The sequence below is a fragment of the Nocardioides daedukensis genome, from assembly GCF_013408415.1.
GTDB classification, from domain to species: Bacteria; Actinomycetota; Actinomycetes; order Propionibacteriales; family Nocardioidaceae; genus Nocardioides; species Nocardioides daedukensis.
On record NZ_JACCAA010000001.1, the window covers coordinates 836,014 to 862,335 of the forward strand.

The following is a 26,322-nucleotide window of genomic DNA, read 5'->3' on the forward strand; positions in this document are numbered from 1 at the left end:
CGGTGACCACCGGCGCCCCTTCGCCATAGAATCGTGCCGTGAACAGCCTGCGCGTCCTGCGTGTGCCCGTCGACGAGAACGAGTCACGTCGGGCCAACCGACGGGACTGGGACCGCTACGCGGACGAATACCAGTCAACCCACGGCGAGTTCCTCGGTGACGTCGGTTTCGTCTGGGGGCCAGAGGGCCTGACCGAAGAGTCCACCCGAGTCCTCGGCGACGTCCGGGACAGGGACGTCCTGGAAGTGGGCTCCGGGGCCGGCCAGTGCTCGAGGTGGGTGGTTGCCCAGGGTGGTCGAGGTGTCGGTCTCGACGTCTCCGAACGACAACTGCAGCACGCCCGAAGGATCGATGCCGAATCCGGCATCCCGGTCCCCTCGGTGTGCGCGACCGCGACCGCGCTCCCCTTCCCCGACGCTTCGTTCGACGTCGTCTTCTCGTCCTTCGGTGCGCTGCAGTTCGTGGCCGACGGCCGCACAGCGGTCTCCGAAGTGGCACGAGTTCTACGCCCCGGTGGCCGCTTCGCTTTCTCGGTCACCCATCCGACCCGTTGGGTCTTCCCCGACGATCCGGGCGAGGACGGCCTGGTCGCCTCACAGCCCTACTGGGACCGGACGCCGTACGTCGAGGTCAACGACGACACCGACGAGGTTGCCTACGTCGAACACCACCGCACGATCGGCGACTGGGTCGAACTCCTCAGCGCTGCTGGCATGGCCCTGATCCGGTTCGACGAGCCGGAGTGGCCCGCAGATCATGACCGGGTCTGGGGCGGGTGGTCACGCACTCGCGGGTTGATCACCCCGGGTACGGCGATCTTCGTCGCTGTCCTGAGGTAGTCACCTGGCGCGATACCGGTTCGAGGGGCTGCCACCGTAGTCTTCCGGTATGACAGGTCAGGAAGCGCCAGACAACGACGATGTCGAGGCCATCTATCGCAACCGGTTCAGTGAGCGTGATCTCGCCAACAAACGCATCTTGTGGGCTGAGTTGGTCGCCGGCTTCTTCCAGCGTTTCATTCCGCTCGATGCAACGGTCGTCGATCTCGGGGCTGGCAACTGTGAATTCATAAACTCGGTGAGCGCCAAGCGACGGCTTGCCGTCGACTTGAATCCGGACTGCACGAAGCACGCTGACTCAGGTGTTGAAGTCCTGACCACGCGTTCAGACAAGATGACAGAACTCGCGGACGGCAGCGTCGACACCATTTTCACGTCAAACTTCTTCGAGCATCTCCAAACCAAGGGGGATCTCATGTCAACACTGCACGAATGTAGGCGCGTAACCTCGCCCGGCGGTCTCATCATTGTCATGATGCCCAACATTCGATGGCTCCCGGGCCGTTACTGGGATTACCTTGATCACCACCTGCCCCTCACAGATGTGAGCATGGCTGAGGCCCTTGAACTCTCGGGTTACGAGGTTGTTGAGCAGATCGGGCGCTTCCTGCCGTACACCGTCAAGGACGCGAGATTTGAAGTACGCCCGTTCATGATTCGCGCTTACCTCTCCGTACCCTTCGTCTGGCGGTTCCTCGGCAAACAAATGTTGGTGGTCGGACGAAGACGCCAATCGGATTCCACCGCCATGGGTGTGTGAAGCCATCAGGATTAGCGGCTCTTCGCAGATGACGGTGTAGCGGCCGGTTCGGGGCCGGTGGCTGGGTAGACGTCGAGGTCTCCCGAAAATGGCGGTTCCTACGCCAGCCACTCGGAAGACCTCGACATGCCTGACGCTACCTTCGCGTGCCCTGACCTGACCAAGTTCTGCCGCCTCGACGAGCTCGGCCTCGTGGTCACCGGGCAGCGCCTCGAGCCTGACCGTGCCGTGCTGGCATGCCGGGTGGTCGAACCTGACCAGTGGTGCCGACGCTGCGACTGCGAAGGCAGCCCACGCGACACCGTCACCCGGACCCTTGCCCACGAACCACTCGGCTGGCGACCGACCACCTTGGTCGTAAGTGAATATTCGCCTCACTGGAGTCCACCGTCGGTGTGTTCGGGGGGCCGGTGAGTTGATCGTTCGGTAGCGGGCTTGGGGGCCGGTGGTGGCGTGGTTGCGGGCCACCGTTCCTAGGCTCCTTCCGCACAACGCCATCTGGGTCGACACCGGCCCACAACATGCGCGAACACGCCTCAATGAACCACTGAGAACAGCCGTTGGGGGCAAGTGGGCCCCACGCCGGCGGCCGCTGGCCCCCAACGGCAATATCGCTGGCTCCCAACCACACGATCAGGTGGCCCCTACGCCTTCAACTATTCAGTCCGTCGCTACCGGTGCGCCGACTGCGGCCACGTGTGGCGCCAAGACAGCACCCGGGCCGCCGAACCGCGAGCGAAGCTCTCGCGCCGCGGGCTCCGATGGGCACTCGAGGCGATCGTGGTGCAGCACCTGAGCGTGGCCCGCGTCGCCGAAGGGCTCGGGGTCGCCTGGCACACCGCCAACGACGCCGTCCTGGCCGAAGGCAGACGGGTCCTGATCGACGACGAATACCGCTTCGACGGCGTCCGTGTCCTCGGCGTCGACGAGCACGTGTGGCGCCACACCAGACACGGCGACAAATACGTTACCGTGATCATCGACCTCACCCCGGTCCGCGGGACCGGCGCCGCTCGGCTGCTCGACATGGTCGAGGGCCGCTCGAAGCAGGCGTTCAAGGCCTGGCTCGCCGCCCGCCCCCAGGCCTGGCGCGATGGTGTGGAGGTGGTCGCGATGGACGGGTTCACCGGTTTCAAGACCGCCACCACCGAGGAACTGCCCGACGCGGTGACGGTGATGGATCCCTTCCACGTCGTCCGCCTGGCCGGTGACGCCCTGGACCGCTGCCGGCGCCGGGTCCAACAGCACCTCCACGGACACCGCGGCCGCAAGAACGACCCGCTGTACAAGTCACGCCGCACCCTGCACACCGGCACCGCCCTGCTGACCGACAAGCAGCGCCACCGGTTGAGCGACCTGTTCGCCGCCGACAAGCACGTCGAGGTCGAGGCGACCTGGGGCATCTACCAGCGCATGATCGGCGCGTACCGCGAGCCCGACCGAGCCCTGGGGCGCGTGCTGATGGAGAAACTGATCGCCTCGCTCAGCACCGGTGTCCCGAAGACGCTCGTCGAGGTCACCACCCTGGGCAAGACGTTGGCCAAGCGGGCCCTCGACGTGCTGGCCTACTTCGACCGACCCGGCACCAGCAACGGGCCGACGGAGGCGATCAACGGACGGCTCGAACACCTCCGCGGATCAGCCCTCGGGTTCCGCAACCTCACCAACTACATCGCCAGATCGCTACTTGAGACCGGAGGCTTCAGACCCCAACTCCAACACCCTCAGATGCGATGAGCCGGATTAGCTCCTTGGGCTTCGTCGCACGAACAGCACGATCTGTCGGTGTCATGATCATTGATGGACGATTGGAGCAACCGTTCGCCTTCGGGTCGCTCTCGCCATACGGCAACGGCACCCCGCCCGAGGGAGGAATGCCGTTGTCGTGTGATGATTTTCGATCACCCCGCAGAGCGACGCCCGGTACCTCGACTGAGGAGGAGAAGCGCACCGCCCATGAGAAGCAGGATCGGACCCAGGATGAAACCGATCAGCGGAACGGTGCCCGTGATCAGGTTCAGACTCGAGACGTTGTCCTTCGCGTCCGAAGCATTGCTCTTCACCTGGGCATCGGTGAACGCGAGGTTCATGTCCAGCAGGGGGTCGCCGTTCGCGAACGTGCGCACCTCGTGCTGCTCCTGCTTGATGATGGCCCCCGTCTTCGGCTCGATCCACATGGTCTTGTCCATGCTGTATTTGCCATCGATGCCGGACACGACTTCCGCATCCATGTCGGACAGGGTGTAGTTGAACTTGTAGGTCTCGAGCCCATGGATCTTTTCAGTGCCTTCGTACTTTGCCGGGACAGTGCGGCCGATCATGCCGTCCCAGTACTTGTAGTCCTTCTTCTCGGTGTCGAAGGGGAACTTGTTGACCAAGCCCTCCTTCTGCTCAGCATCCGAGGGAACGAACTTGCCGTTCTTGACCGCCTTGCCGTCGTAGCGGTCGGTGGCAAAGACATCCGGCTCAGGGATGTTCACCAGGTTGGGGTCGTCCTTGTCCTCGACGCAGTCGTCCACGCCCGGTGCATCGACCATGAGGCAGGTGACGTTGGTGAAGACCACGACGTCATCCGTGGACGCGTTCGAGTCCGTCTTCGTGAAGCTGGTCGCCTTGACCTTCAGGTCCTCGACCTCGCCGGTGCCGGGGTTCAGCTTTGCCGCCGTACCCGACAGATGCGTTGTGCTGTTGGTGTCTGTGGGGGTCTTCTTGACTGCCCCAGATGCCCACGTTGACGCGAGGATCGCCGCGACAAGCAAGAATGCTCCCAGTCCGATGAGGACCCAGTTGATGTATTTCCGCACGTTATTTCCCTCCCAGGAACCTCAACGATTCGGTGAAGAGTAGCAGTCAGTCCGGTCACGTGCTGCGCCTTGCGACGATCGTGACCCTGCGTTCTGGCGACCGAGTCATGCACTTGCGCGCGACCAGCCTCGAGGGGTGCACTCATGTACGTTCAGATGACGCCATCAGCAAGGGCTTGGCGCACCCACGGGATCACGACGTCGAGCATCTGATCAAGAGTGGTTTTTGCTTCAAAGCCCAGGACATCACGGGCTTTTGAAACGTCGGGAACGCGACGCTCAACGTCATGAAGGAAGGGTGGGTCACTGACAACGGAGAACGGGCGAACCGGCCCGTTAATCTTGCGCCAAATGGTCTCGGCCAGTTCAAGCACCGTGGTTGACGCTGCCGTCGACAAATTGAAATCATCACCGATGGCAGCGTCGGACTCCATTGCGCCCACTATTCCACGAGCCAGATCACTTCCGTAGGTGTAGTGGCGGACCTGTTGGCCGTCACCCAATACATGGAGCGGATCCTGTCCCATCAGAACCTTCTGAATGAGGTCAGGAACGACGTGACTCATGGCCAACTTCACATTCCCGCTCGTGATCTTAACGTCCCCAACCGCGCGCCCTTCCCCCACGCCTACGCAGTTAAAGGGCCGAACAATTGTAAAGGGTAAACCATATTGGTCGTACGCTGCCCGGGCAAAATATTCGACGGCGAGCTTCTGGAATCCATACGACGACATGGGCGGTGGAACGCGTAGCTCGTCACCCTCGACTGACGGCCACCTACGTGTCGACTCGAACACCATCGAAGAACTCAAATACGTGACCTTCTTGAGCTTGCCCCCACTCATGGAACGAATGGCCGCATCACATGTGGCCGCGATAATGCGTTCATTTGTCGCGAGGAGGTCGTATGCGTATGTATGAAAATATGAGATCCCACCAATCAATGCAGCCCCGGCGATGAGATGATCACAATCCTTGAGCAGGCCCACAAGTAACTCGACATCGCGCACATCTCCTTCCACAAAGCGATAGGCAGGATGGTAGTCATACGACTTCGTGACGGGCCCGTATTTGGAGTAGTTGTCTATTCCCGTGACGGCGTAGCCCCGCGACAGCAACTCCTCCACCACATAGCCGCCAATGAATCCAGCTGACCCTGTGACCAGGACCCGCTGCGCGCGCTCACTCACTTCTCACTCCTGTGGTCTTCTCCCGATTCGGACTGAACTCGGCCACTATTCACGCTCGCGATGTGGGCGCCTCTTCGTCGGACTTGATCTATGGACAGCTCCGGCCCGAAGGCGAAACGATACCAACGCAGGTACTTAGGCAACCACGCCCGCACGTCGAAATTGGACTCACCCAGCGTCCGATCCAACCAGATAGTTGGAAGCTCGGCCACGGGCCGGCGGAGACGACGGGCCTTGGCAGTCAGCTCGAGACCGATCTCGAAACCAGAGCGACTATCGATACCAACCTGACGAACGAAATCTGTGTCAAACGCCTTGAAACTGTTGGTCGCATCGTGGGTGCCAACCCTAGCGAATACACCTAGTGAACGTCCTGCCACACGGGACATGACCCCCTTTAGCAGCGGGCCGCCAACCTGTTGACCACCGCGTGAATATCGGGATGCAGCCGCGACCACGACCCCACGCTCAACCAGCCGAGACAGCGGATCAATGAGTCTCGGATCGTCACTACCGTCCGCCATGGTCACAACTACAACTGGATACTTGGCGCGCTCGATGCCGTAGCGAATGGCATTCGCTGGACCGCGCCCATAAGTTTGGACAACTGTTTTGATGCGAGGGTCATCACCCCACTCGTGGGTGACCGATCGCGCTGTAGAGTCCTCCAAAAAGTCGACGACCACCAAGACCTCGAACTGAAGGCTGATCCCGTCGACGAGTCGCCGTAGAACAGGCAGGATCGAATCACCCTCTTCAAAGGCTGGTATCACGACCGTCACCGAGAGCTGATTCATATGAGTGTTCCACCCCCGCGAAGGTCCCAGATATCCACAATAGGGCAGTCGACCTGGACAGCGCGATACATGTTATGTGGGGCACCAATAACAACGATGTCTGACTGTTCCAGCACCATTTCCAACGACACAAGATCAGGATCATCATTGACATAAGGATCAGTTGCAATAACCCGACCAGCTCGAAAACCAAGAACGCGTTTGAGGCGATAAGAGAGGCTGGAACGACGGTCGTCGCTTTCCGCCTTAAAAGCCATCCCGAGAATTCCCACAGTCATATTATTCAAGTCATATGTCGATTCCATACGTCTTACGATATAGTCCGGAAGACCCTCGTTCACCAGCATGGCCGAATGACCCAGCGCAAAAGTCCCACCAGTGACAGACGCGAGCTGCATGGTGTCTTTAAACAGACAGGGCCCGGCTGCGAATCCCGCCGCAGGAAAGTCAGCAGCACGCGGATAGTCGAGCATCATGGCGTCACGAATGCGCGTGAAATCAACACCTAAGTCATTTGCGGTCATGAAGAATTGGTTGGCAGCAGCGAACTTGATGTAACGCCACGAGTTGGTGAAGAGCTTTGCGAGCTCAGCTTCTTCTGGCTCCAACTCGATAATGATCGGGGCGAGTTCTGAGAATAGTCTACTTGCCCGCTCTCGCGCTCTCTCCGACCGTGACGCCACGAGTTGGGGCAGCGTGAACAGCTCCGTCATGGCGTGTCCCTCAGCAATTCGTTCCGGACAGAACGCCAAGTCCACCCCAACGCTGGGGTCCAACAATCGTTCCACGCGCCGAGTGACTCCTGGGAAGACAGTAGAACGAAGAATAAGCAATTGTCCCGGGCGCAAATGACCGAGCATGGACCCCACCGCTCGCGGTACCGCCTCCGGATCTGGACTCATGTACTGGTCAACCGGAGTCCCCACCACGACTATTACATTCTCGGAATTGCCGATCACTTCTGGGTCCACGTGCGTCGTCAGAACACCCACTGCCAGAGCATCTCGGAGCGGCCCTTCGACTCCTGGCTCCAAAAACGGTGCACGACCACTACTGATCCTCTCGATGGCAGCACCGTCGATGTCGTAGATCGCCACCTTAAGGCCGCGCGAGGCCAACGCGACAGCGAGAGGAAAGCCCACGTGCCCGGCTCCGCCCACCACGCACACGTTGTACTCGAACTTCTCAGCCATCCCCAAGACCACCTTCTCTTTTCCCTCGTCTCAACCTACCTCAGCCGGCGCCCACCTGTGGCATAGTGCCGCCGTGGGGATGAGACTGCCAGCGGCTATAGCAGACGCGCGCGAGCCAATGCTTGCCCTGGCTGCTGAGCGCCGCACACAGATCGGTTCAGCAGTCGCGATGGTGATTGGCTTCATCGGATACCGCGCATGGGCATTGTCGTCCTCATGGTTCTACCTGGACGACTACAAGCTCCTCTACGACGCGTCAGCGAGTGACTTCGGTCTCAGGTATGTACTGTCCCCGCACAACAGCAACCTCATGCCCGGGGGCCGCGTTTTAGCCTGGATCGTCGTTCAGTCCGGTACTCTCAACTGGACGGTTGCGGCCTTGCTCATTTTGGCTCTGCAGTTGCTCGCTGCCACGGCAGCCGCATGGGCTTGCTTCACACTGTTCGGGGTGCGATGGGCCGCCTTGCTTCCACTTGCGCTGTACCTGACCAGTGCGATGACAGTACCTGTGATGATGTGGTGGACGGCCGGGGTTAACCAGGTGCCACTACAGGCCGCGTTCTTTCTTTCGATCGGCGCCTGGACAAGATACCTGCGTAGCCGTAGCACTCGATGGCTACTCATGACAATGTGCGTCATGGCGTTCGGACTCTTCTTCTACGTGAAGGCCCTTCTGCTACTTCCCGTCTTGCTGTTCCTTTTAGTCGGGTACTTCGTGAGCGGCACCGTGAAGTCTCGGATACGTCAGCTTGTCCCCTTCTGGCCCGGGATTGTCGGCTGCACGATCATGCCATCCATCTACACCGTCTACTACCTATCGCATGTATCAAGTCCCTTCGTTTCTACGTCTCCAGGGCTCGTTCTACGTATCGCTGAGACCATGATCGGAACGGCCTTCACCACCGCGCTGGTCGGAGGCCCATGGCGTTGGGCCCCACTGGCCCCACCAAACGCATTCGCGAGCCCCCCCGAGGTAACTGTTCACTTAGCTTGGGTGCTAGTCGCACTCGTTGTGCTATACGGGTTCGCAACACGCCGACGTACGGTGCGAGCCTGGGTGTTGCTGGTCGGTTACCTATTCGCCTGTTTAGCACTTCTCGTCAACAGTCGCGGTCCTGCCTACGGCGAGATCATTGGGCTCGAGTACCGGTACCTGACGGATGCGGCGTGCGTAGCGGCCATTTGCGTGGGATTGGTTTTCATTGACATTCACGGCGCACGTGATTCGTCCTGCGCTCGCACACCTTCGATGCTCCGGGCGCGGATCCCGTCCGTCATCGGTCTCGTTGTGATCGGCGCAATCGCGATCGGCGGTGTGCTGAGTACGGCAAGCTATGTCAGGATCTGGCACGAGCAGAATTACAGTGATGCATATGTCCACACCCTGCAAGATGAGCTGACTCGCTTGGGGAGCGTTGACCTAGACGACGGCGTTGTCCCAGATGCTGTCATTCCGGGAATCTTCGCGCCAGATAATCGAGTGCACAAGATCACGGAGTTGATCGGAGACCAAGCCCAGTATCCTCGATGGAGTCCCCGATTGGGCGTCGTGGCGGAAGACGGGAGCATCCGGGCCGCCCTTATCGGACCCGGTGTCGTTTCAAAGAAGGGTCCGCGTGAGGGGTGTGGTTGGTTGATAAAGGACCGAAGAGTCTCCATACCATTAACAGCCAGAGCATTCAACTGGTCGTGGTGGATCCGTATCGGGTACCTCTACTCAGATGAATCAACGGTCACCGTCTCTGCCGACGGGAAGCAGGTGGAGGCAGAACTTCAACCCGGAGTGAACAGCTTGTACGTCCAGTTCGAAGGTTCGTTCGACCATGTAAGCATCGACGGACTCCGCCCAGGCACGACGCTATGCGTCGAATCGATTGAAGTCGGCCCATTGGTTCCTGGGGGGCCATTGGAATGAGTGACCGAAACCACGTCCATCACGAACGGGTCGCCGTGCACCTCAGGCTGCCGGTCTTAGACAGTCTGCGCGCCGTGGGCGCCCTGATGGTCTTGACGACCCACACAGCGTTCCAGGCAGGGGATTACCTACGCCACGGCTACCTTGGAACTCTCTTGGCCCGCCTCGATGTCGGCGTCGCCATATTCTTTGTCCTCTCGGGCTTCCTGCTCTCTCGACCGTGGATTGCACGTGCAGCGATTGGCGCTCCGAGGCCGCAGGCTTCGCGCTACTACGAAAGACGTCTCCTTCGCATATACCCCGTGTACATGATGAGCGTCGCCGCCGCTCTACTTCTGATCCCCGGGAACGATCATTCAGGGTTTCGCCAGTGGCTGAGCTCCATGTTTATGGCTGACTCCTACCTCAACAATCACCTACCGCACGGCTTGACCCAGATGTGGAGTCTCGCTGTTGAACTCGCCTTCTATTTGATTTTGCCAATCATCATGCGACTAGTAGTGAAGAACGACTGGCTGAAGCCCCGCCGGTTGGCGGCTCTCCTAGTTGCCATGTCCCTCATCAGCGTCGCCTGGCATCTCAAACTTTCTGACTTGATCGCCCCGCATACCGCGGGTCTCACGGGGATCTGGTTTCCTGCCTATCTCACATGGTTCGCCGTGGGTATCTCGTTGGCGTGGGCACATGTCCATCTGCAACAAGGCAGCCCCCGACGTGGGACCGAACTTCTTCGCCAGATTGGCCAACTGCCCGGAGTGTGTTTGTCGACGGCCCTTGGACTTATGTTGATCGTCTCCACCCCGATTGGTGGCCCGGCACTCTTCCAAGTGGGCACAGCCGGAGAGTCACTTTCCAAGCATTTGCTTTATGCTTTGGTTGGCGCCTTAGTCGTCATTACCGGCGTCTGGGCCGACCCACAGAGCCGCTACGCCCGCATCATGTCTTCGCGGCCCGCCCGCCATCTCGGTCACATATCCTATAGTCTCTTCTGTATCCACGTCGGCGTAATAACTTTCGTCATGTGGATCACGGGTTACGGACTCTTTGAAGGGCGCGGCCTGCAGATCTGGGGACTAACGCTCCTGATTTCCTTGATCCTCGCTGAAATCTCCTACCGATGCGTCGAATTGCCGTTCCTGCGTCTGAAGACGCGCGTATCCTCAACCCCCGTGAACGCCAACGCCGCCACCACGACGATCACCGCTGACAAGGCTAATTGACCAACCCAGGTTGAACTACCGGCCCATCCACCTTCGCTGCCCCACGGGCTGAGCGTGTACGCGAGTCCACTGGGTACAACCACCCCCGGCAACAGCCAAATGTATTCAGGCTTCTTACTCGCAATGTAGGCAACAACCCCAACCGTGACTAGCCCGACACACGAGCCTGCCCACCCGCCAAGGAGACCACCGACGAGTATTGCTGAAACGAGTACGACCCGCCCAGTGAGATGTGCGGTCCCCACGGCCGGAAGACCGGAGTCGGTGCGCCTGCGCCGCATCGCGTACAGCGCTCCACAGAGGACTACCAAACCTAAGAACCCGCCGAAGATGCCCCACCGGTAGAGTTTGTCAGGCGTGAATTCAGCTGTCGCCGCACCGTCCTTCGCCCCGGTCCAGCCCTGGCGCCACCCGTCGTACGAACGTGGCGAGAGCACGGTCCCGTCCTGGGTTGCTTTCCATCCCGGGTTGACATTCTCTCGGGTGGCGAACTGACCGACGCCTCTGAGGGCAAAGTTGCGACGATCGGGACTTGAGGCCTCTGATGAAATTGGATGCTCAGTCGCGCCGAAAACCGGCGCCCGCTGGAGAGTCAGGCTGGCAGCCGAGAATGCCTCGGCCCCACTGACAGACACCGAGTTCTCGCCTGCGCCGAGTACTACCCGTCCATGCGGGACGCCACAGAGAACGGCGGTGACCTCTCGTCCTTTATATAGTTCCGACGGCGTCATACGCACGCGGGTTCGTTGTTCCACCCCGTTGATTGTCAGCGTCGGGCCTGTTCCGCAGCTGGTGACGACTGGCAATGTAGAGAGCTGAAGGGGGAGAGCCTCCACGCCATCGACTTCTACCTCTGAAACGCCGATCGGCACCGGTGCAATCGTGTTGTCGAAACGGAGATCTGTGACTGCGTTCGCCTCGAGCACCGTTACGTCCAGGAACGACGTGCGGATGCCGTCAATCGAAGCTTGGCCATGGTTATCGAGGTCAACGACGCGCTCGCCTCCAGGCCAGGTCACACGGATTCGGCTCGGCGCCCTCGCAGCAGCCCCTTTGGCAACCTTGAAAGAGAGCCCGGTCACGTCCCGCTTCCCTAACCAACGCAGTCGCAGCTCGGGCTCCTTGTCGCTCAGTGCCGCTGTCCAGGTTGTGCCTGTGTCACCGTCAATTGCGGCGAGCGCTGAGGACCGAACGTCGGGATTGCCGTCGGAGGATGACTCAGCCCCCGCAGGCAGGTCCTGAGTTAGGAGATCTACCAATGGCTTGCCCGGACGTGGACGAACAAGCAACGATCCTTGATAGTCGGCCCCCTCGGGCAAGGTGAATCGTCGGTGAAATCCGTCGGGTTCCTCTGAAGCAATTTCCCTGCCCTGTACGCAGCGCACTGCGTCGTCCAATTCTGCACATCCCGTTCGTTGGTCCGCAACCGCACGCAGCACGACGGCGGCGGGCGCATTCCATGCCGACGGTATCCTGGGCAATTGGAGGAACCGTTCGGCTTTTAATCCTTCCACCTCGACTTCGGCCAGCCACATTCTTCCAAAGCCCCGGTCAGACACATCTTCAATGCGCATCGAGTCCGAGGGTTTCTCGAGCAGCACAGTCCTGGCTATGCCCGGCGTCAGCGTCACTTCGCGACTAGTTTCCGCATCAGTGCGGACGCGGACACGCTGCCGTTCGGCCCCGCCTCCAGTTAGACGGACTTGCCCCGGAGCTCTAGAGGCCGGAAACTGCACCTCAACCCAATGGCCGTCGACTCCCGGATAGGGCCCCGAGACCCACTCGGAATCATAATTTTTATCGAAAGCCGCCCATGGAAGTTCACCAGGCGCAACAGGCCCATAGGCCGTGGCGTCTGCTTGTGAACTCGAAGCGGTGATCTTCTCGATTCCCTCGTAGCCCGCCCAAGTCGCCCACCGCTGATGATCAGGGAGTTCGTAGTCAGCAACCCTGCCAGGAAGACGAAGCTCTTGGCCCCGCGCTCTCGTTGCCGAGCGTCCATCATGCACGCGTCCAAAATTGCGTTCTGTAGCACGAAGACCGTCCGTGAGGATCCACGAGGACGGCAATGGCTCACTTTCGTCTTTGTCGGCGGCCAACACCGTCGGTTCCTGCCTAAGCAAGCCCAAGTCAGTGAGATCTAGGAGGTCTTCGGGTCCGCCCACAACCACCGGCGGCGAATCCGCGGCGATGGCAAACGATGGACTTCCCACCTGGTAGATCTCGATCGCCGGCCAGGTGTCTTGCCAGCCTCCGTTGACGATGACTCGACGTCCTGCATTATCCCGGAGCTCCGAGCCGCCACCTACGTCTGGACCGAATGATGCGACGCGAATAAAGCCCGGCGATGCCAGAGCGAGATGCACCAGGACTGGATCGGGGATGTCGGGTTCCCGAGCCAAGTCATTACGTACAACCACATGGCTCACTCCTGCCCGTTCGAGAAAGGCGGCCAACCCGGCGCTCGGTTTTCCCTGGCTCAAGCGGTCCTCGATCGCGTCAAGCATTCGGATGTTTGGGGCTGGGGCAAGTGGGACAGCGTTGCGAACTGCCCATGGTTTACCGGCGAGGGCTTGCATCGGTTCATCCTCGGGGGTTCCCCAGGCGTAGGTGGCAAAGGAGGATCCTGGTACAAGGAGAGCGACGCCTTGCCCTTGATGGTTCGTTAACCACGAAGACGCTTGGTACCAGTAATCTGGCACTGATTCGAAACCACCCTCTGGGGTGATCCGGCCGGTCAACGCCGGAACTGTTGTCGCGATCACCGCGAACGTTACGGCTGCGGTGAAAACCCGGTTGGTGAAACGATCCGCATGCAGACCGGGCGCGACGGCGGCGTGTCGCTCGCGCGTCAGTGCCTCAAGAGTCCAGGCCAGGCCAATGACCAAAGGCAGTCGAATTACAGGGTCGAACTTATGCACATTTCGCAGCGGAGCAAGGGGCCCGTCCAGCATCGTCTGCAGGTCCGGAGCGAACCATCCCTGCACGGCACCTAAATGCCCCATCGTCACCAAGAAAAGACCGCCAACGAGGCCACACGTGAGGAATAGCCGATGCGGATTGGAGCGCAGCACTAGACCGATCAGGCCAGCAACGATCAAGACTGTACTGTTGAGTGGTAGATAGAAGTTTTCGATAAGGTCATTTCCCGCGCGAAGGTTCGAGTCGACGTACGGGACCCAGTTCGAGGTGCCGCGAAGCGCATCGAACATGGTAGTCGAGAATGTGGTGTTACCCGACGACTCAATGTAGTCGAGAAACGGGGGGCTATAGGCGCCCATGACTAACAACGGCACGATCCACCAAAGTGTGCCGAGTAAAGTGAAGAATGGCCACCAAACCATCAACGATCGCCGTCGCGGCCCAGTCGCCCTGGTGAGCAGCCAGATAGCGCCCAGAGGAAGTACAGCAGCAGTAGCCGCCGCATTGACCCCCCCAACCATGGCGACAGCGAACCCGGCGAGAGCAGCCGCTCGCCTCGGAGAACCGGACGTGCTCCCGATAACCAGAGGAAGCAAGACCCACGGCGCAAGGGCGCTGGGCCAAGCCTCGATAGAGATGGGGCCCAAAGTCGTTAGCATTCGCGGCGACAGCGCGTAGGAAAACGCCGCTAGGATGCATGCCAAGTCGGAGCGGACGCCCATTGCTCGTGTCAGTTTGGCGACGCCCACGAACGCAACGCACATAATCAGGGCGACCCACAGCCTCTGCACGACCCAGGGATCTATATCCATCAGGGATCCCAAGGCGAATATTGGGCCCATCGGCCAGAGATAACCGTAGGCCTGATTTTGCAATTGTCCGAAGGCCGCCTGCGAATCCCACAGGTGCGCCGCCCGACCGAGGAATTCAGCAGGCGCGATGGCCAGGTCGAGTTTGGTGTCCGGAACAATAAGTCCCGGCGACTGTACGAGTGCCAGCCCAACCAGAACAGCGCATCCGGCAACCAGACGCAAGGTGAATCGGAGAACTACACTCGCGTCGGCGCTCACTTCTTGCGCAGCACGATCATGAGATTCCATGTCGCCACCTCTCGCACGCCCGGCACCTTCAACATCCAGTGGCTCCACGCTGGGTTGTAGCGGGGAATCAAGTCGAGGACCTGTCCCGCGGTCTGTCGCTCGGCCCACTCGAGACCGGCCTTCACCGTCACGGCGTACATCGATGTGCCGAACACATTCTTCGGTGACTTGCCGTGTTTGCGGCAGTAGCGTCGCGCAGCACGTGCACCCCCGAGGTAGTGCCACGGCGAGGTCTCGTGTCCCCCCCAGGGTCCGTACCAGACCGTGTAGCTGATGAAGACGAGTCCGCCGGGCTTCGTGACCCGAACCATCTCGTCGGCCATCGTCCACGGCTCGGGGACGTGCTCGAGCACGTTGGAGGAATAGGTGATGTCCAGGGAGCTGTCCCGGAAGGGCAACTCCATGCCACTGCCGAGGACAGTGCGCTCGGGGATGTCGCCGCCCATGCCGGCCAGTTCGCCGGCGTCTGCGTCCAGGGAGAAGTACGTTGCCCCGGCTTCTTCGAACGCGTCGCGGAAATATCCCGGCCCGCCACCGACGTCGAGCAGCATCGAGCCGGCCAGAGGGGTGTACGACGAGAGTTGCCCGACAGAGTCGTGCGCGATGGCGGAGTAGAAGCGCGCCGGGTCCGGCTGTTCGTAGCGGAACTCGTTGACCAGCCGCAGGGAGCGCCTCAATGTCGCTCGCCATGGTCGGCCGGCAACCGTCGAGGACTCGTCATTCAGTGGCACGCGCAGACCTTACCCGAGGGTAAGGTTGATTCGGTGGCCAACTCTTCATCCGCTCATCGACTCGACGGGCAGCACGTCGTATTCTTCAGCTGGCGCGACACCACCAACCCTGAGGGTGGCGGCGCCGAGTTGTATCTCGACCAGATCGCCCATGGCCTCGTCGAGCGTGGAGCGCGCGTTACGATCTTCAGTGCTGAGCACGATGCGGCACCGCGCGACGAGGTGCGCGACAACATCCGTTATGTCCGCCGAGGATCCAAGCTCAGCGTCTACCTGCGCGGCATGCTCAGTCTGGCAACCCGCCGTTTCGGCCACGTCGACGTCGTGGTCGACGTACAGAACGGCCTTCCGTTCCTGACCCGGTTGTTCACCCGTCGGACGGTGGTCGTCCTGGTCCATCACGTCCACCGCGAGCAGTGGCCGGTGGTCTTCCCCGGCAGGGCGGGCAAGGTCGGCTGGTGGATCGAGAAGACCCTGGCGCCCAGGGTCTATCGCAATTGCCAGTACGTCGCCGTCTCGCAGGCCACCCGCGAGGAGCTGATCGAGCTGGGCGTGGATGCCGAGCGCATCGCGGTCGTCCACAACGGCACCACTCCGCCACCACCGGTCGCGGTGGAACGCGCTGCTGTCCCGACGATCTGCTCGGTCGGGCGGCTGGTCCCGCACAAGCAGGTCGAGCACGCCATCGACGCCTGGGCGCACCTACGCACCGAGCTGCCCGGACTGCGCCTGGTGATCGTCGGAGACGGCTGGTGGAGCGAGGAGCTGCAGGAGTACGCCGCACAGTTCGACCGTGTCGGTGGGATCACGTTCAAGGGCCACGTGAGCGAGACCCGCAAGCAGGAGATCTATGCGAGCTCCTGGGTGCTTGCCCTCCCCTCGCTCAAGGAGGGGTGGGGCCTGGTGATCGGGGAGGCTGGCAACCACCGGACCCCGTGCGTCGCCTACTCCTCGGCGGGCGGCACGCGCGAGTCCATCGCGGACGGTGTGTCCGGGGTGTTGGTCGAGAACAAGGCCGAGTTCGTCGAGGCGCTACGCCGCCTGCTCATCGACCGTGCAGAACTCGAGCGCCTGGCTGACGGAGCGCTCGAGATGAGCCGTCGCTTCACCTGGGACCATGCCCACGGATCGTTCGCCCAGGTCCTCACTCGCGCCATGGCCGGCGAGCGTCTGGACAAGCAAGACCCCGACGAGGTCAGGTGACCAGGTCGGGGTCTTGACTGTTCGTGCGGTTGCGAAGGTCTGCGTCAGTTGTTCGCGCCGTAGGGGATCACCGGCTGGTTGACGTTCGCCGGGGACTCACCGCTGGTGCCGGTCTGCGAGGAGACCACTCCGAAAACCGTCGCAGAAGCGAGGCCGCCTCCCACGATCAAAGCGGCGATGCCGCCGATGATGCTGTTCATTATGTAACCCTCCCTAGGCTATCGACGAGAACGATAGCAGTGGGACTGGCAACGGACACATCGAATCGCGATGCAGGTCACACGTGTCGTGCACGACGAGTGCGCAGGGCACCCACGAGCCCGGCTGCCAGTGGCGTCAGGAACGCGGCCCAGGCCAGGCCCATCCACCACGGCCACGACCCGGGCGTGGCCCGCTCAGCCACCTCGTCGAGCACGATGACGGTGACCGGATCACTCGCGCTCAGCACCGTCCCGGAGACCTCCGGCGGTGCTTCGGGTCCGGACGCGTCACTGACCACATATCTGATCCCCAGGGCAGCAAGGGCGCGCGCACGCGCGGAAGGGCTCGGCTCGTCCAGTGCGTCCAACACCTTCGGGACCCGGGGGTCCTCGCCGGCGATCATCCGGTCCTCGACAAGCAGCTGATCGTTGACCACGTAGTTGCGGGGCAGGTGGCGCGGCAGTGGGTCGAGGACCTTGTGACGCTGGTTCCAGGACGGGGCCCGGTAGGCCGAGAACGGCAGGACCACGACGTCCCCATCGCGTGTGTCGTCGGCGATCGCGGCGGCGGCGTCGGCATAGCCGCGTGGGTATTCAGTCGCATGCAGGCTTCCCGAGACCCCCCAGGCCGCATCCGGCATCAGCGCGATCGGCGTCAGCACCAGTCCGACCACGGCGACCGTCCGGACGCCATGGTCACGGATCCGGGCACCCAGGGACGTCACCCCGTGCGCGAGGAGGATGACGAGCAACGGCACGCACAGGGCGAGGAACCGCGAGCCATCGCGCAGAAGTCCCCCACCGGGCACGTGCCCCGCCAACCAGCCGATGACCCCGGGCGCTGCCCAGGTCAGGACGGCCAGGCCCCAGCCGATCGTCCACAACACCAGCAGGGCCACGCGGTCGCGTGAGGTCTCGGCACGCCACCAGCGTCGGGCGCCGAGGGCGCACAGTGCCACCAGCACCAGCGTCGACACCAACCCGAGGACACCTTCCCGGGAGGTCGGGACGACCTCGGCATTCCAGACGCCGCCGAGTCCCAGCGCAGTCACCACTGCCGGCAGGTGGCCCTCTCCCCGCAGGGCGAAGAGTGCAGCGGCCCCCGGGTCCGACGTCGCGTCGCTCGAGTGGATCAGGCCGGAGACCAGCCAGGGCGCGTTCGCAGCAAGCACCAGTGCGAGCAGCAGCAGGTTGTCGCGGGCGCGAGCGCTCCAGCCGATCACGAGAACCACGAGGGATGTCACCAGCCCGGCCCCCGCGCTGAGGCAACCCAACGGGACCAGGAGCAGCAGGGCAGGCCCCGGGCCAGTCGACCTGGCCCGACGAGCTGCGATCACCAGCCAGGGCAGGACTGCATAACCGACCAGCACCGGCCAGTGGCCCAGGACCAGCCGCTCCACCACGAAGGGGTTCCAGACCATCACGCTCACGGCCACGAGCCGTACGCCGATCGCACCACCCACGAGTCGCGCGGCACCCGCGCCGGCAGCCACCAGGCCCATGAGCAGGACCAGCTTCTGGAGCAGCATGCCCGGCACCAGCTCGTCCAGGACCGAGACGACCGCATCGGAGGGCACTGCCCGCGGTAGCGCACTGTCGACTCCGAGGAAGTCGGTGCGCAGTGCGAGGTCCGGCACCCAGACCATGTCATAGCTGAGGACGTAGCCGCGGCCGAGCGCCGGCCCGAGAAGCAGCGACCCGAGGACCAGTGCCCAGATCCACGGCAACGCCCGGTCCACGCGCATCTTGGTGGAGTCGGTCATCGGCACCCGGCAAACATAGGCGATCCACGACCGACCTGCTTCGCCCCGTGTGACAGACTCCGTCGAGTGGTGACGACGAAGCCCAGCCGACTCCCGAAATGGCTGCTCGGTGGCGGATCGATAGCAGTCGCCATGGGCATCATGAACGTCGGAACCTATGGCTTCACGATGCTGGCAGCACGCTTGCTCGGCCCCCAGCCCTACGGCGCCCTGGCCAGCCTGATGGCCACCCTGCTGGTGATCAGCGTTCTCCAGCTGGGCCTGCAGGCAACCGCCGCGCGCCGGATCTCGGCCGATCCCGGGCACGTCGGCCAGATCGAGGACACCACGATGAGGGTGACCCATCGCGCCGCCCTCGTCGTCGGCGTGCTCCTCCTGGTCCTCGCTCCGGTGATCAACCACGTGCTGCGTCTGGATAACCTCCTCGTCGCCGCACTGATCGCCGTGGCTGCCGTGCCGATGACAGTCATGGGCGGGCAGATCGGCGTACTCCAGGGTGAGCGCCGTTGGCTCACGCTGTCGCTGGTCTACATCGCCAACGGAGTGCCGCGCCTGGTCATCGGTGTGGCGCTCCTCGCCTGGCAGCCGACCGAGCTCAACGCGATGATCGCCGTCGTGATCGGCCAGTTCGTGCCGGTCGTCGTCGGGTGGCTCGCCCTGCGCCACGCACGTACCCCGGGTGAGCACAGCGATCGGCACTCGATCCGGCCGATGATTCGCGAGACGGTCCTGAACTCCCAGGCGCTGCTCGCCTTCTTCGCGCTCTCCAACGCTGATGTGATCGTGGCTCGCAACGTCCTCGACGAGCACGACGCCGGCCTCTATGCCGGCGGCCTGATCCTCACCAAGGCGGTGCTCTTCCTCCCCCAGTTCATCGTGGTGCTGGCCTTCCCGGCGATGGCCTCGGCCGGCGAGCGACGCCGGGCGCTGACCCGGTCCCTGTCCCTGGTCGGGCTGCTCGGCCTGGTCGCGGTCGTCGGCTCGGTCCTGCTCTCGGAAGTGGCGATGGTCTTCGTGGGCGGCAAGGACTACTCCGAGATCGAGTCGCGGCTCTGGCTCTTCGCGATCCTGGGCACCGCGCTGTCCATGCTCCAGCTGCTCGTCTACTCGGTGCTCGCACGACAGGGCCAGCGCTCGATCTATCTCGTCTGGGCAGCGCTGGTCGCACTCGTGGCCGGCGGGATGACGATCGTCAGCACGCTCGGCGAGCTGCTCCTGCTCGTGGTGGCCGTCGACGGCGGCCTGCTCGCGGTGCTGTTCGTGCTGAGCCTGGTGATCATCCGCCGACCCGTCCCGCAGCCCGACGCACTGGCAGGCATCGCCCCTCAGTGAGCGGCTTCGTGCCAGCTCTGTCCGGTGCCCACCGAGACATCGAGTGGCACGGTCAGGCTCGCGGCCCCACCCATCTCACGACGGACCAGCTCCTCGAGCTGCTCCCGCTCCCCCGCTGCCACCTCGAGCACGAGCTCGTCGTGCACCTGCAGAAGCATTCGTGAGCTCAGTTGGGCCTCGGTGATCGCCTTGTCCACGTTGAGCATGGCCACCTTGATGATGTCGGCGGCCGATCCCTGGATCGGCGCATTGAGGGCCATCCGCTCGGCCATCTCGCGACGCTGCCGGTTGTCACTGGTCAGGTCGGGAAGATAACGCCGACGACCCATGATCGTCTCGGTGAAGCCGCTGCGCCGGGCCTCGGCGACGACCCCGTTGAGGTAGTCGCGGATGCCACCGAAGGTCTCGAAGTAGTCATCCATCAGCACCCGGGCCTCGGAGGCTTCGATGCGCAGCTGCTGGGACAGGCCGAAGGCCGACAGCCCATAGGCCAGGCCGTAGTTCATCGCCTTGATCTTCGCGCGCTGCTCCACGCCGACCTCGTCGGCGGGCATGTCGAACACCTTGGCCGCCGTGATCGAGTGGAAGTCGCTCCCGGATCGGAACGCCTCGATGAGCTGCTCGTCCTCGGACAGGTGCGCCATGATCCGCATCTCGATCTGGCTGTAGTCGGCGGTCAGCAGGCACTCGAACTGCGCGCCCTGGCCGCTGCCGACGACGAATGCCTCCCGGATCCGCCTGCCTGCCTCGGTGCGGATCGGGATGTTCTGCAGGTTCGGGTCGGTGCTCGAGAGACGCCCGGTCGCCGCGATGATCTGGTTGTACGTCGTGTGGATGCGGCCGTCGCCGGCAACTGTCTTGAGCAGGCCCTCCACGGTCTGGCGCAGGCGGATCACGTCACGGTGGCGCAGCAGGTGCTGCAGGAAGGGATGCTCGGTCTTCTCGTAGAGCGACTGCAGCGCATCGGCATCGGTCGTGTAGCCGGTCTTGGTGCGCTTGGTCTTCGGCATGTTGAGCTCGTCGAAGAGAACCACCTGCAGCTGCTTGGGCGAGCCGAGGTTGATCTCCTTGCCGATCACGTCATAGGCGTCCTGGGCCGCGGCCCGGACCTGTTCACCGAACTCGGACTCGAGACCCTCGAGATAGTCGGTGTCCACGGCGATGCCGGTCTGCTCCATCCGGGCCAACGTGTCGACCAGGGGCAGCTCGACGTCCGCGAGCAGCGCAGTCCCGCCGTGTTCCTCCACCGCCTCGTCCAGGGCGTCGGCGAGATCGAGCACGGCGCGAGCGGTCAGCATCGAGACGTCGCTGGCGCCTCCGTCCTCGATGGTGTCGAAGCTCAGCTGGTCGGCGTCGCCGGTGTCCTGCCTCAGCTCCCGCTTGAGGTAGCGCAGGGTCAGGTCTGCCAAGTCGTAGGAACGCTGGTCGGGCTGGACCAGATAGGCAGCCAGGGCGGTGTCCACTGCGAGGCCACGCAGCTCCCAGCCACGTGCCGCGAGGGCCAGGGCCGGTCCCTTCGAGTCGTGCAGGACCTTGGCTCGCGACGGGTCGGCGAGCCACGCGGCGATCGCGGCGTCGTCCTGCGGGGTGAGCTCGGTGACGTCGATCCAGGCAGCCGTTCCACGGGTGGTGGCCAACGCGATCGACAGCACGTCCCCGGTGCCACTGCGCCAGGCCCCCTGCACGGCGACGCCGACGCGGTCCTCGCCCGAGGCGTGCTCCTCGAGCCATGCCGCGACCGAGCCGGACGCAAGTCGCGTGCCGTCGAGCTCGAATCCGCTCTCGGCCGTGGTCTCGGGCTCGGAGTCGGGGTCGATGGTGTCGAGCAGCCGGGTCCGCAGCTCGCCCCTGAACTCGAGCTCGTCGAGCAGCTCGAGCCCGCTGGTCCGGTCCCACTCGCGCCGGGACAGCTCACCGGGACGCAGCGGAAGCGCCAGGTCGCGGACCAGGGCGTTGAGGTGACGGTTGCGGATCACGTCGCTGAGGTGGGCCCGTAGTGCCTCACCCTTCTTGCCGGTGATCTCGTCGGCACGGGCGATCACGTTGTCGAGGCCGTCGTACTGGTTGATCCAGCGGGCGGCGAAACCCGGTCCCACGCCCGGCACGCCGGGCAGGTTGTCGGAGGTCTCCCCCACGATGGCCGCGAGCTCGGGATAGCGGTGCGGTGGGACGCCGTACTTCTCCTCGACGGCGGCGGGGGTGAGGCGGGCCAGGTCGCTGACGCCGCGCATCGGGTAGAGGACGGTGGAGTTCTCGGTGACCAGCTGGATCGAGTCGCGGTCGCCGGTGAGGATCAACACCTCCATCCCGTCGGCGAGTGCCTCGGTGGTGAGCGTGGCGATGATGTCGTCGGCCTCGTAGCCGTCGAGCTCCATGTGCATGATCCGCATGTGGTCGAGCATCTGCTGGATCAGCGGCAGCTGGCTGCGGAACTCGTCGGGCGTCTTGTTGCGCTTGGCCTTGTACTCGCTGTATTCGGCCAACCGGAACGTCTGCCGGGACTTGTCGAACGCGACTGCGACGTGCGTCGGGCGCTCGTCTCGCAGCACGTTGACCAGCATCGAGGTGAACCCGTAGACCGCGTTGGTGTGCTGCCCGGTGGCCGTGGAGAAGTTCTCCACCGGCAGCGCGAAGAAGGCGCGGTAGGCGAGCGAGTGCCCGTCGAGCAGCAACAGGCGAGGACGGGCCGGGGCGACAGGGTTCTCAGGCACGTTGCGACTCTAGCGACCGACAGGGACATCCGCCGACCCCGGCACCGGCGGCATTGGGCACAATGCGCACATGAGCAGACCATCCATGGATCCAGCACAGATCGACGAGCTCTTGGCCTCGATGCCCGAGGGTCAGGGGGCGCTCAACGAGAAGATGGGCGTCGAGGTCATCGAGGTCACCCCGGAGCGCATCATGGCGACCATGCCGGTCGCCGGCAACACGCAGCCCTACGGCCTCCTCCACGGGGGCGCTTCGGTGGTGCTCGCCGAGACGCTGGGATCGATCGGGTCCGCGATCCACGCTTGGCCGGACAAGATCGCAGTGGGCGTTGACATCAACGCCACCCACCACCGCTCGGCCACCGGCGGCGTGGTCACCGGGGTGGCGACACCCGCGCACCTGGGCCGCAGCAGCTGCACCTGGGAGATCGTGATCACCAACGAGGAGGGCAAGCGCCTGTGCACCTCACGGATCACCTGCGCCCTCATCGCTGCGCCCTGAGGGGTCCCGCGCGTTCCTGAGAGGCACCAGAGCCACCCGGGCCCCCGCACCGAGGGTCAGGCGCTGTCGCGCTGACGGCGCAGGGAGCGACGTTGGGCCAGGACCTGCCCCAACGGCTGGCGGTGCGGCGCTGAGGTCGGGCGCCGCCCGCTGAGCTTCATCCGTACGACGTGGGTCGGCGCGATCCGCAGGACGGCCTGGGGCGCGAGCGCCATCCGGGCCAGGAACCGGTGCGCGTCACGCGAGTTGCTCAGCGAGGCTGCCGCGACGTGTCCCACGCCCTGCTCCTCGGCGTGCTGGACCGCGGCCTCCATCAGCTGGTGACCGATCCCTCGGCGCCGGAACGCCGGCGCGACGTGGGGAGAGATCGCCTGCACCGCGACCTCGGAGTTGAACGGGGTGAGCGGGCTCGTGCGCAGGATCACGGCACCGGCAACGGCGCCGTCACAGTCAGCGATGACGATCTGTTCTGCCGGGTTCTCTGCGATCCTGCCGATCACCTCCTTCATCTCCTCGAGGAGGTCCGAAGGGGTACCCCGTCGCAACAGGTCGCTCCACAGTCCCACCAACGCTGCGGCATCGTCGGTGGTGGCTCCGCGCAGCGTCGCTGCTGTCCTGCTCATGAATCAGCCCTTCCCGGCTTGGTGCTCCGGGACGGAGACTACGCTCGGCCCCGCCCGCCATGCCAGAGGAGTCCCCCTTGCCCGGAATCGGCACCCTCGTCAACGTCGCCACCGTCCTGCTCGGTGCGCTGCTCGGACTTCTCCTGGGCAACCGACTTCCCCAGCGCACCCGGGAGCTGGTCACCGACGCGCTCGGCCTGGTCACCCTGCTCATCGCAGCCGTCAGCGCCTTCGAGGTGCTCAGCCCGGCACTGTCCGCGGCGGTGGGTGACAGTGCGCCGATGCTGATCCTCCTGGCGTCCATGCTGATCGGCGGGATCGTCGGGTCACTGCTCCGACTCGAATCACGGGTCGCGAGCCTGGGCGGATGGCTCCAGTCCCGGCTCCAGGGCGGCGCCGAGTCGGCCGAGCGGCACCGGTTCATCGAGGGCTTCGTCACCGCCTCCCTGGTCTTCTGCACCGGCCCACTCACCATCCTGGGTTCCCTCAACGACGGACTGGGCAACGGCGCCGACCAGCTCTACCTGAAGTCCGCCCTCGACGGCTTCGCGGCCATCGCGTTCGCTGCGGCATTCGGGTGGGGCGTCGCAGCCAGCATCCTGACCGTAATCACGGTGCAGGGCGCCCTCACCCTGGTCGGCGTGGCACTGGGCGACGTACTGCCCGAAGCGCACCTTGCTGCGATCACGGCCGTGGGTGGCCTGATCCTGGTCGGCGTCGCTCTGCGCCTGCTGCGGATCCGCGAGCTCGCCGTCGCAGACCTGCTGCCGGCGCTCCTCGTCGCCCCGGTCGCGGTGGAAGTCGTCGTCCTCCTGCGCTGAACACAGTTTGGACACAGGACGGTGACAAAGCCGCCATTCGTCTATGACCTGGGTCACCCTGTGGATATAGTCCCGCTCAGTCCGAAGCCGGGATGGCGGCTGGACGTGTCCGGAATCCGTATGCGACAGGAGCCCTTCGTGCAACGGCGACTCACCCGATTCCTGAGCCTGGTGCTGGGGGTGTTCGCGCTCGCACTCATCGCCGGCGCCGCACCTTCCGCCGTGGCCGCCGGGAACACCCTGACCGGAACCGTGATCGACATCAACGGAGCTGCGGTGCCTGAGGTGACCGTCACGGTGGCCTCGGCCGATGGCAAGTTCACCGAGGACGTCGTCTCGGACGCCCAGGGTGGCTTCACCGTCGAGACCCCCGGCCCCGGTGACTATGTCGTCAAGGTCGACCCCGAGAAGGTCCCGCCCGGCGTGCGCGTCCCGGAGAAGGCCGAGGAGGGAGTCTCCATCACCCTCCCCTCGGACAAGATCGTCGAGCTCAAGCTCCGGCTGACCGAATCGGTCCACGGCACGATCCTCAACCAGGACGGTGACGCCAAGACCCCCGTCGAAGGGGTCCAGATCGTCGTCGAGTCCTCGGACGGTGAGTTCACCGAGACCGCCACCTCGGACGCCGAGGGCAAGTGGAGCGTGTTCCTCCCCGAGCCCGGGACCTACAAGGTCTTCGTCGACAAGGACGAGCTCCCCGACGGCGTCTCGGTCCGCGACGGCTACAAGTCAGAGGTCACGGCCAACGTCGGCGCGGGGATCCAGCGCACACTGATCTTCCCGATGGGCAAGGACAACCGCCAGGTGCTGAGCACCTCCGACAAGGCCCTCCAGCTGGTCGTCGAGGGTGTCCGCTTCGGTCTGCTGCTCGCGCTGGCTGCGCTGGGGCTCTCCCTCATCTTCGGGACCACCGGCCTGGTGAACTTCGCCCACGGCGAGATGATCGCGCTCGGCGCGATCATCGCCTGGGCGATGAACACGAACGGCGTCCCCTTCTTCGTGGCTGCCCTGCTGGCGGTGCTGATCTGCACCTTGGCCGGTGGCGCCCAAGAAGTCGGCCTGTGGAGACCCTTGCGGAAACGGAAGACGGGTCTGATCGCGATGATGATCGTGACCATCGGTCTCTCGATCTTCGCCCGCTTCGTCTTCCAGTACTTCATGGGTGGCGACAACAAGTCGTACGCCGACTACGTGATCCAGGACGGCATCAACTTCGGCCCGATCTCGCTCGCACCGCGTGACCTCTGGAGCATGGCGATCGCCCTGGTGATCCTGGTTCTGGTCGGTCTCTTCGTGATCCACAGCCGGACCGGCAAGGCAATGCGGGCAGTCTCGGACAACCCGGCCCTCGCCGCAGCCTCCGGAATCGACGTGAACCGGGTGATCCTGTTCGTGTGGGTGATGGGCGGTGGACTCGCGGCCCTGTCGGGGATCCTGCTCGGCCTCTCCCAGCAGGTGAAGTTCGACATGGGCTTCGACCTGCTGCTGCTGGTCTTCGCCGGCGTCACCCTGGGCGGCCTCGGAACCGCCTTCGGCGCCCTGGCGGGCAGCCTGGTCGTGGGCATGTTCGTCACGGTCTCAACCCTTTGGATCCCGCCGGAGCTGAAGAACATCCCAGCGTTCGCCGTGCTGATCCTGATCCTGCTGTTGCGGCCCCAGGGCATCCTGGGCCGATCCGAACGAGTCGGTTGAGGAG

19 protein-coding genes and 2 pseudogenes are annotated in these 26,322 nt (G+C 63.6%); 11 read left to right on the plus strand and 10 right to left on the minus strand.

Features of this window, described 5'->3' with window-relative positions:
* Positions 1-38: 38 nt before the first annotated feature.
* The 4 genes and pseudogenes from BJ980_RS04130 to BJ980_RS04145 form a co-directional block, all read left to right on the plus strand.
* Positions 39-839, plus strand: coding sequence for a class I SAM-dependent methyltransferase (locus BJ980_RS04130; protein ID WP_343047681.1), 801 nt, complete (start codon positions 39-41; stop codon positions 837-839).
* Positions 840-888: 49 nt separating this feature from the next.
* Positions 889-1,599, plus strand: coding sequence for a class I SAM-dependent methyltransferase (locus BJ980_RS04135; protein ID WP_179501120.1), 711 nt, complete (start codon positions 889-891; stop codon positions 1,597-1,599).
* 126 nt (positions 1,600-1,725) lie between these two features.
* A pseudogene (locus BJ980_RS04140) lies at positions 1,726-1,959 on the plus strand (ISL3 family transposase); the annotation flags it as partial.
* Between the two features lie 255 nt (positions 1,960-2,214).
* A pseudogene (locus tag BJ980_RS04145) lies at positions 2,215-3,336 on the plus strand (ISL3 family transposase); the annotation flags it as partial.
* Between the two features lie 164 nt (positions 3,337-3,500).
* Here the strand turns inward: BJ980_RS04145 and pgfA are convergent.
* The 4 genes from pgfA to BJ980_RS04165 all read right to left on the minus strand — a co-directional run bounded on the left by pgfA (position 3,501) and on the right by BJ980_RS04165 (position 7,583).
* Positions 3,501-4,403, minus strand: coding sequence for a cell envelope lipid trafficking protein PgfA (pgfA, locus tag BJ980_RS04150; RefSeq protein ID WP_179501121.1), 903 nt, complete (start codon positions 4,401-4,403; stop codon positions 3,501-3,503).
* Positions 4,404-4,555: 152 nt separating this feature from the next.
* Positions 4,556-5,593 carry an NAD-dependent epimerase/dehydratase family protein gene (locus BJ980_RS04155; protein ID WP_179501122.1) on the minus strand — a complete coding sequence of 346 codons (1,038 nt, stop codon included), beginning with the start codon at positions 5,591-5,593 and terminating at the stop codon, positions 4,556-4,558.
* Positions 5,590-6,390: a glycosyltransferase family 2 protein gene (locus BJ980_RS04160; RefSeq protein WP_179501123.1), complete on the minus strand. Its 801-nt coding sequence runs from the start codon at positions 6,388-6,390 to the stop codon at positions 5,590-5,592. Before BJ980_RS04160 ends, BJ980_RS04155 begins: the two co-directional genes overlap by 4 nt.
* Positions 6,387-7,583, minus strand: a complete 1,197-nt coding sequence (locus BJ980_RS04165; RefSeq protein ID WP_179501124.1) for a nucleotide sugar dehydrogenase — start codon at positions 7,581-7,583, stop codon at positions 6,387-6,389. Before BJ980_RS04165 ends, BJ980_RS04160 begins: the two co-directional genes overlap by 4 nt.
* A gap of 73 nt (positions 7,584-7,656) precedes the next feature.
* Here BJ980_RS04165 and BJ980_RS04170 point away from each other — a divergent pair, with 73 nt between their 5' ends.
* Together BJ980_RS04170 and BJ980_RS04175 are read left to right on the plus strand one after the other, a co-directional pair.
* Positions 7,657-9,498, plus strand: coding sequence for a hypothetical protein (locus BJ980_RS04170; protein WP_179501125.1), 1,842 nt, complete (start codon positions 7,657-7,659; stop codon positions 9,496-9,498).
* Positions 9,495-10,718: an acyltransferase family protein gene (locus BJ980_RS04175; protein WP_281363714.1), complete on the plus strand. Its 1,224-nt coding sequence runs from the start codon at positions 9,495-9,497 to the stop codon at positions 10,716-10,718. The genes BJ980_RS04170 and BJ980_RS04175 overlap by 4 nt, the downstream gene beginning before the upstream one ends.
* Here BJ980_RS04175 and BJ980_RS04180 read toward each other — a convergent pair.
* Positions 10,610-14,740: a DUF3367 domain-containing protein gene (locus tag BJ980_RS04180; protein WP_179501127.1), complete on the minus strand. Its 4,131-nt coding sequence runs from the start codon at positions 14,738-14,740 to the stop codon at positions 10,610-10,612. The genes BJ980_RS04175 and BJ980_RS04180 overlap by 109 nt on opposite strands.
* Positions 14,707-15,471 (minus strand): class I SAM-dependent methyltransferase, encoded by a 765-nt coding sequence (locus BJ980_RS04185; protein ID WP_343047682.1) that lies wholly within the window; start codon positions 15,469-15,471, stop codon positions 14,707-14,709. Before BJ980_RS04185 ends, BJ980_RS04180 begins: the two co-directional genes overlap by 34 nt.
* A gap of 33 nt (positions 15,472-15,504) precedes the next feature.
* On the opposite strand from BJ980_RS04185, the gene BJ980_RS04190 reads away from it, so the two are divergent.
* On the plus strand, positions 15,505-16,674 hold the full coding sequence (locus BJ980_RS04190) for a glycosyltransferase (protein WP_179501128.1): 1,170 nt from the start codon (positions 15,505-15,507) through the stop codon (positions 16,672-16,674).
* A 44-nt stretch (positions 16,675-16,718) separates the two neighbouring features.
* On the opposite strand, the gene BJ980_RS04195 is transcribed toward BJ980_RS04190, so the two are convergent.
* Both BJ980_RS04195 and BJ980_RS04200 read right to left on the minus strand, forming a co-directional pair.
* Positions 16,719-16,874 carry a hypothetical protein gene (locus tag BJ980_RS04195; protein ID WP_179501129.1) on the minus strand — a complete coding sequence of 52 codons (156 nt, stop codon included), beginning with the start codon at positions 16,872-16,874 and terminating at the stop codon, positions 16,719-16,721.
* 77 nt (positions 16,875-16,951) lie between these two features.
* Complete coding sequence (locus tag BJ980_RS04200; RefSeq protein ID WP_179501130.1) at positions 16,952-18,637, minus strand: MmpA family trehalose lipid delivery protein; 1,686 nt, start codon at positions 18,635-18,637, stop codon at positions 16,952-16,954.
* A 69-nt stretch (positions 18,638-18,706) separates the two neighbouring features.
* On the opposite strand from BJ980_RS04200, the gene BJ980_RS04205 reads away from it, so the two are divergent.
* Positions 18,707-19,969, plus strand: a complete 1,263-nt coding sequence (locus tag BJ980_RS04205) for a polysaccharide biosynthesis protein (RefSeq protein WP_343047683.1) — start codon at positions 18,707-18,709, stop codon at positions 19,967-19,969.
* On the opposite strand, the gene polA is transcribed toward BJ980_RS04205, so the two are convergent.
* On the minus strand, positions 19,963-22,680 hold the full coding sequence (polA, locus tag BJ980_RS04210) for a DNA polymerase I (protein WP_179501132.1): 2,718 nt from the start codon (positions 22,678-22,680) through the stop codon (positions 19,963-19,965). The two genes, BJ980_RS04205 and polA, sit on opposite strands and share 7 nt — an antisense overlap.
* 70 nt (positions 22,681-22,750) lie before the next feature.
* Here polA and BJ980_RS04215 point away from each other — a divergent pair, with 70 nt between their 5' ends.
* Positions 22,751-23,182: a hotdog fold thioesterase gene (locus BJ980_RS04215; protein ID WP_179501133.1), complete on the plus strand. Its 432-nt coding sequence runs from the start codon at positions 22,751-22,753 to the stop codon at positions 23,180-23,182.
* Between the two features lie 56 nt (positions 23,183-23,238).
* Here BJ980_RS04215 and BJ980_RS04220 read toward each other — a convergent pair whose 3' ends face one another.
* Positions 23,239-23,805, minus strand: a complete 567-nt coding sequence (locus BJ980_RS04220) for a GNAT family N-acetyltransferase (protein ID WP_179501134.1) — start codon at positions 23,803-23,805, stop codon at positions 23,239-23,241.
* A 77-nt stretch (positions 23,806-23,882) separates the two neighbouring features.
* Here BJ980_RS04220 and BJ980_RS04225 point away from each other — a divergent pair, with 77 nt between their 5' ends.
* Both BJ980_RS04225 and BJ980_RS04230 read left to right on the plus strand, forming a co-directional pair.
* Positions 23,883-24,626, plus strand: a complete 744-nt coding sequence (locus tag BJ980_RS04225) for a DUF554 domain-containing protein (protein WP_246279921.1) — start codon at positions 23,883-23,885, stop codon at positions 24,624-24,626.
* A 138-nt stretch (positions 24,627-24,764) separates the two neighbouring features.
* The gene (locus BJ980_RS04230; protein ID WP_179501136.1) at positions 24,765-26,318 is read left to right on the plus strand and encodes an ABC transporter permease subunit; all 1,554 of its coding nucleotides are present in this window, start codon (positions 24,765-24,767) and stop codon (positions 26,316-26,318) included.
* The last annotated feature ends 4 nt before the right edge of the window (positions 26,319-26,322 follow it).

Coding starts and splice junctions, on each gene's coding strand:
- BJ980_RS04200 (WP_179501130.1), bottom strand. CDS start 18,637: ATGACCGACTCCACCAAGATGCGCGTGGACCGGGCGTTGCCGTGGATC.
- BJ980_RS04135 (WP_179501120.1), top strand. CDS start 889: ATGACAGGTCAGGAAGCGCCAGACAACGACGATGTCGAGGCCATCTAT.
- BJ980_RS04215 (WP_179501133.1), top strand. CDS start 22,751: ATGAGCAGACCATCCATGGATCCAGCACAGATCGACGAGCTCTTGGCC.
- BJ980_RS04180 (WP_179501127.1), bottom strand. CDS start 14,740: ATGGAATCTCATGATCGTGCTGCGCAAGAAGTGAGCGCCGACGCGAGT.
- BJ980_RS04195 (WP_179501129.1), bottom strand. CDS start 16,874: ATGAACAGCATCATCGGCGGCATCGCCGCTTTGATCGTGGGAGGCGGC.
- BJ980_RS04165 (WP_179501124.1), bottom strand. CDS start 7,583: ATGGCTGAGAAGTTCGAGTACAACGTGTGCGTGGTGGGCGGAGCCGGG.
- BJ980_RS04220 (WP_179501134.1), bottom strand. CDS start 23,805: ATGAGCAGGACAGCAGCGACGCTGCGCGGAGCCACCACCGACGATGCC.
- BJ980_RS04175 (WP_281363714.1), top strand. CDS start 9,495: ATGAGTGACCGAAACCACGTCCATCACGAACGGGTCGCCGTGCACCTC.
- BJ980_RS04160 (WP_179501123.1), bottom strand. CDS start 6,390: ATGAATCAGCTCTCGGTGACGGTCGTGATACCAGCCTTTGAAGAGGGT.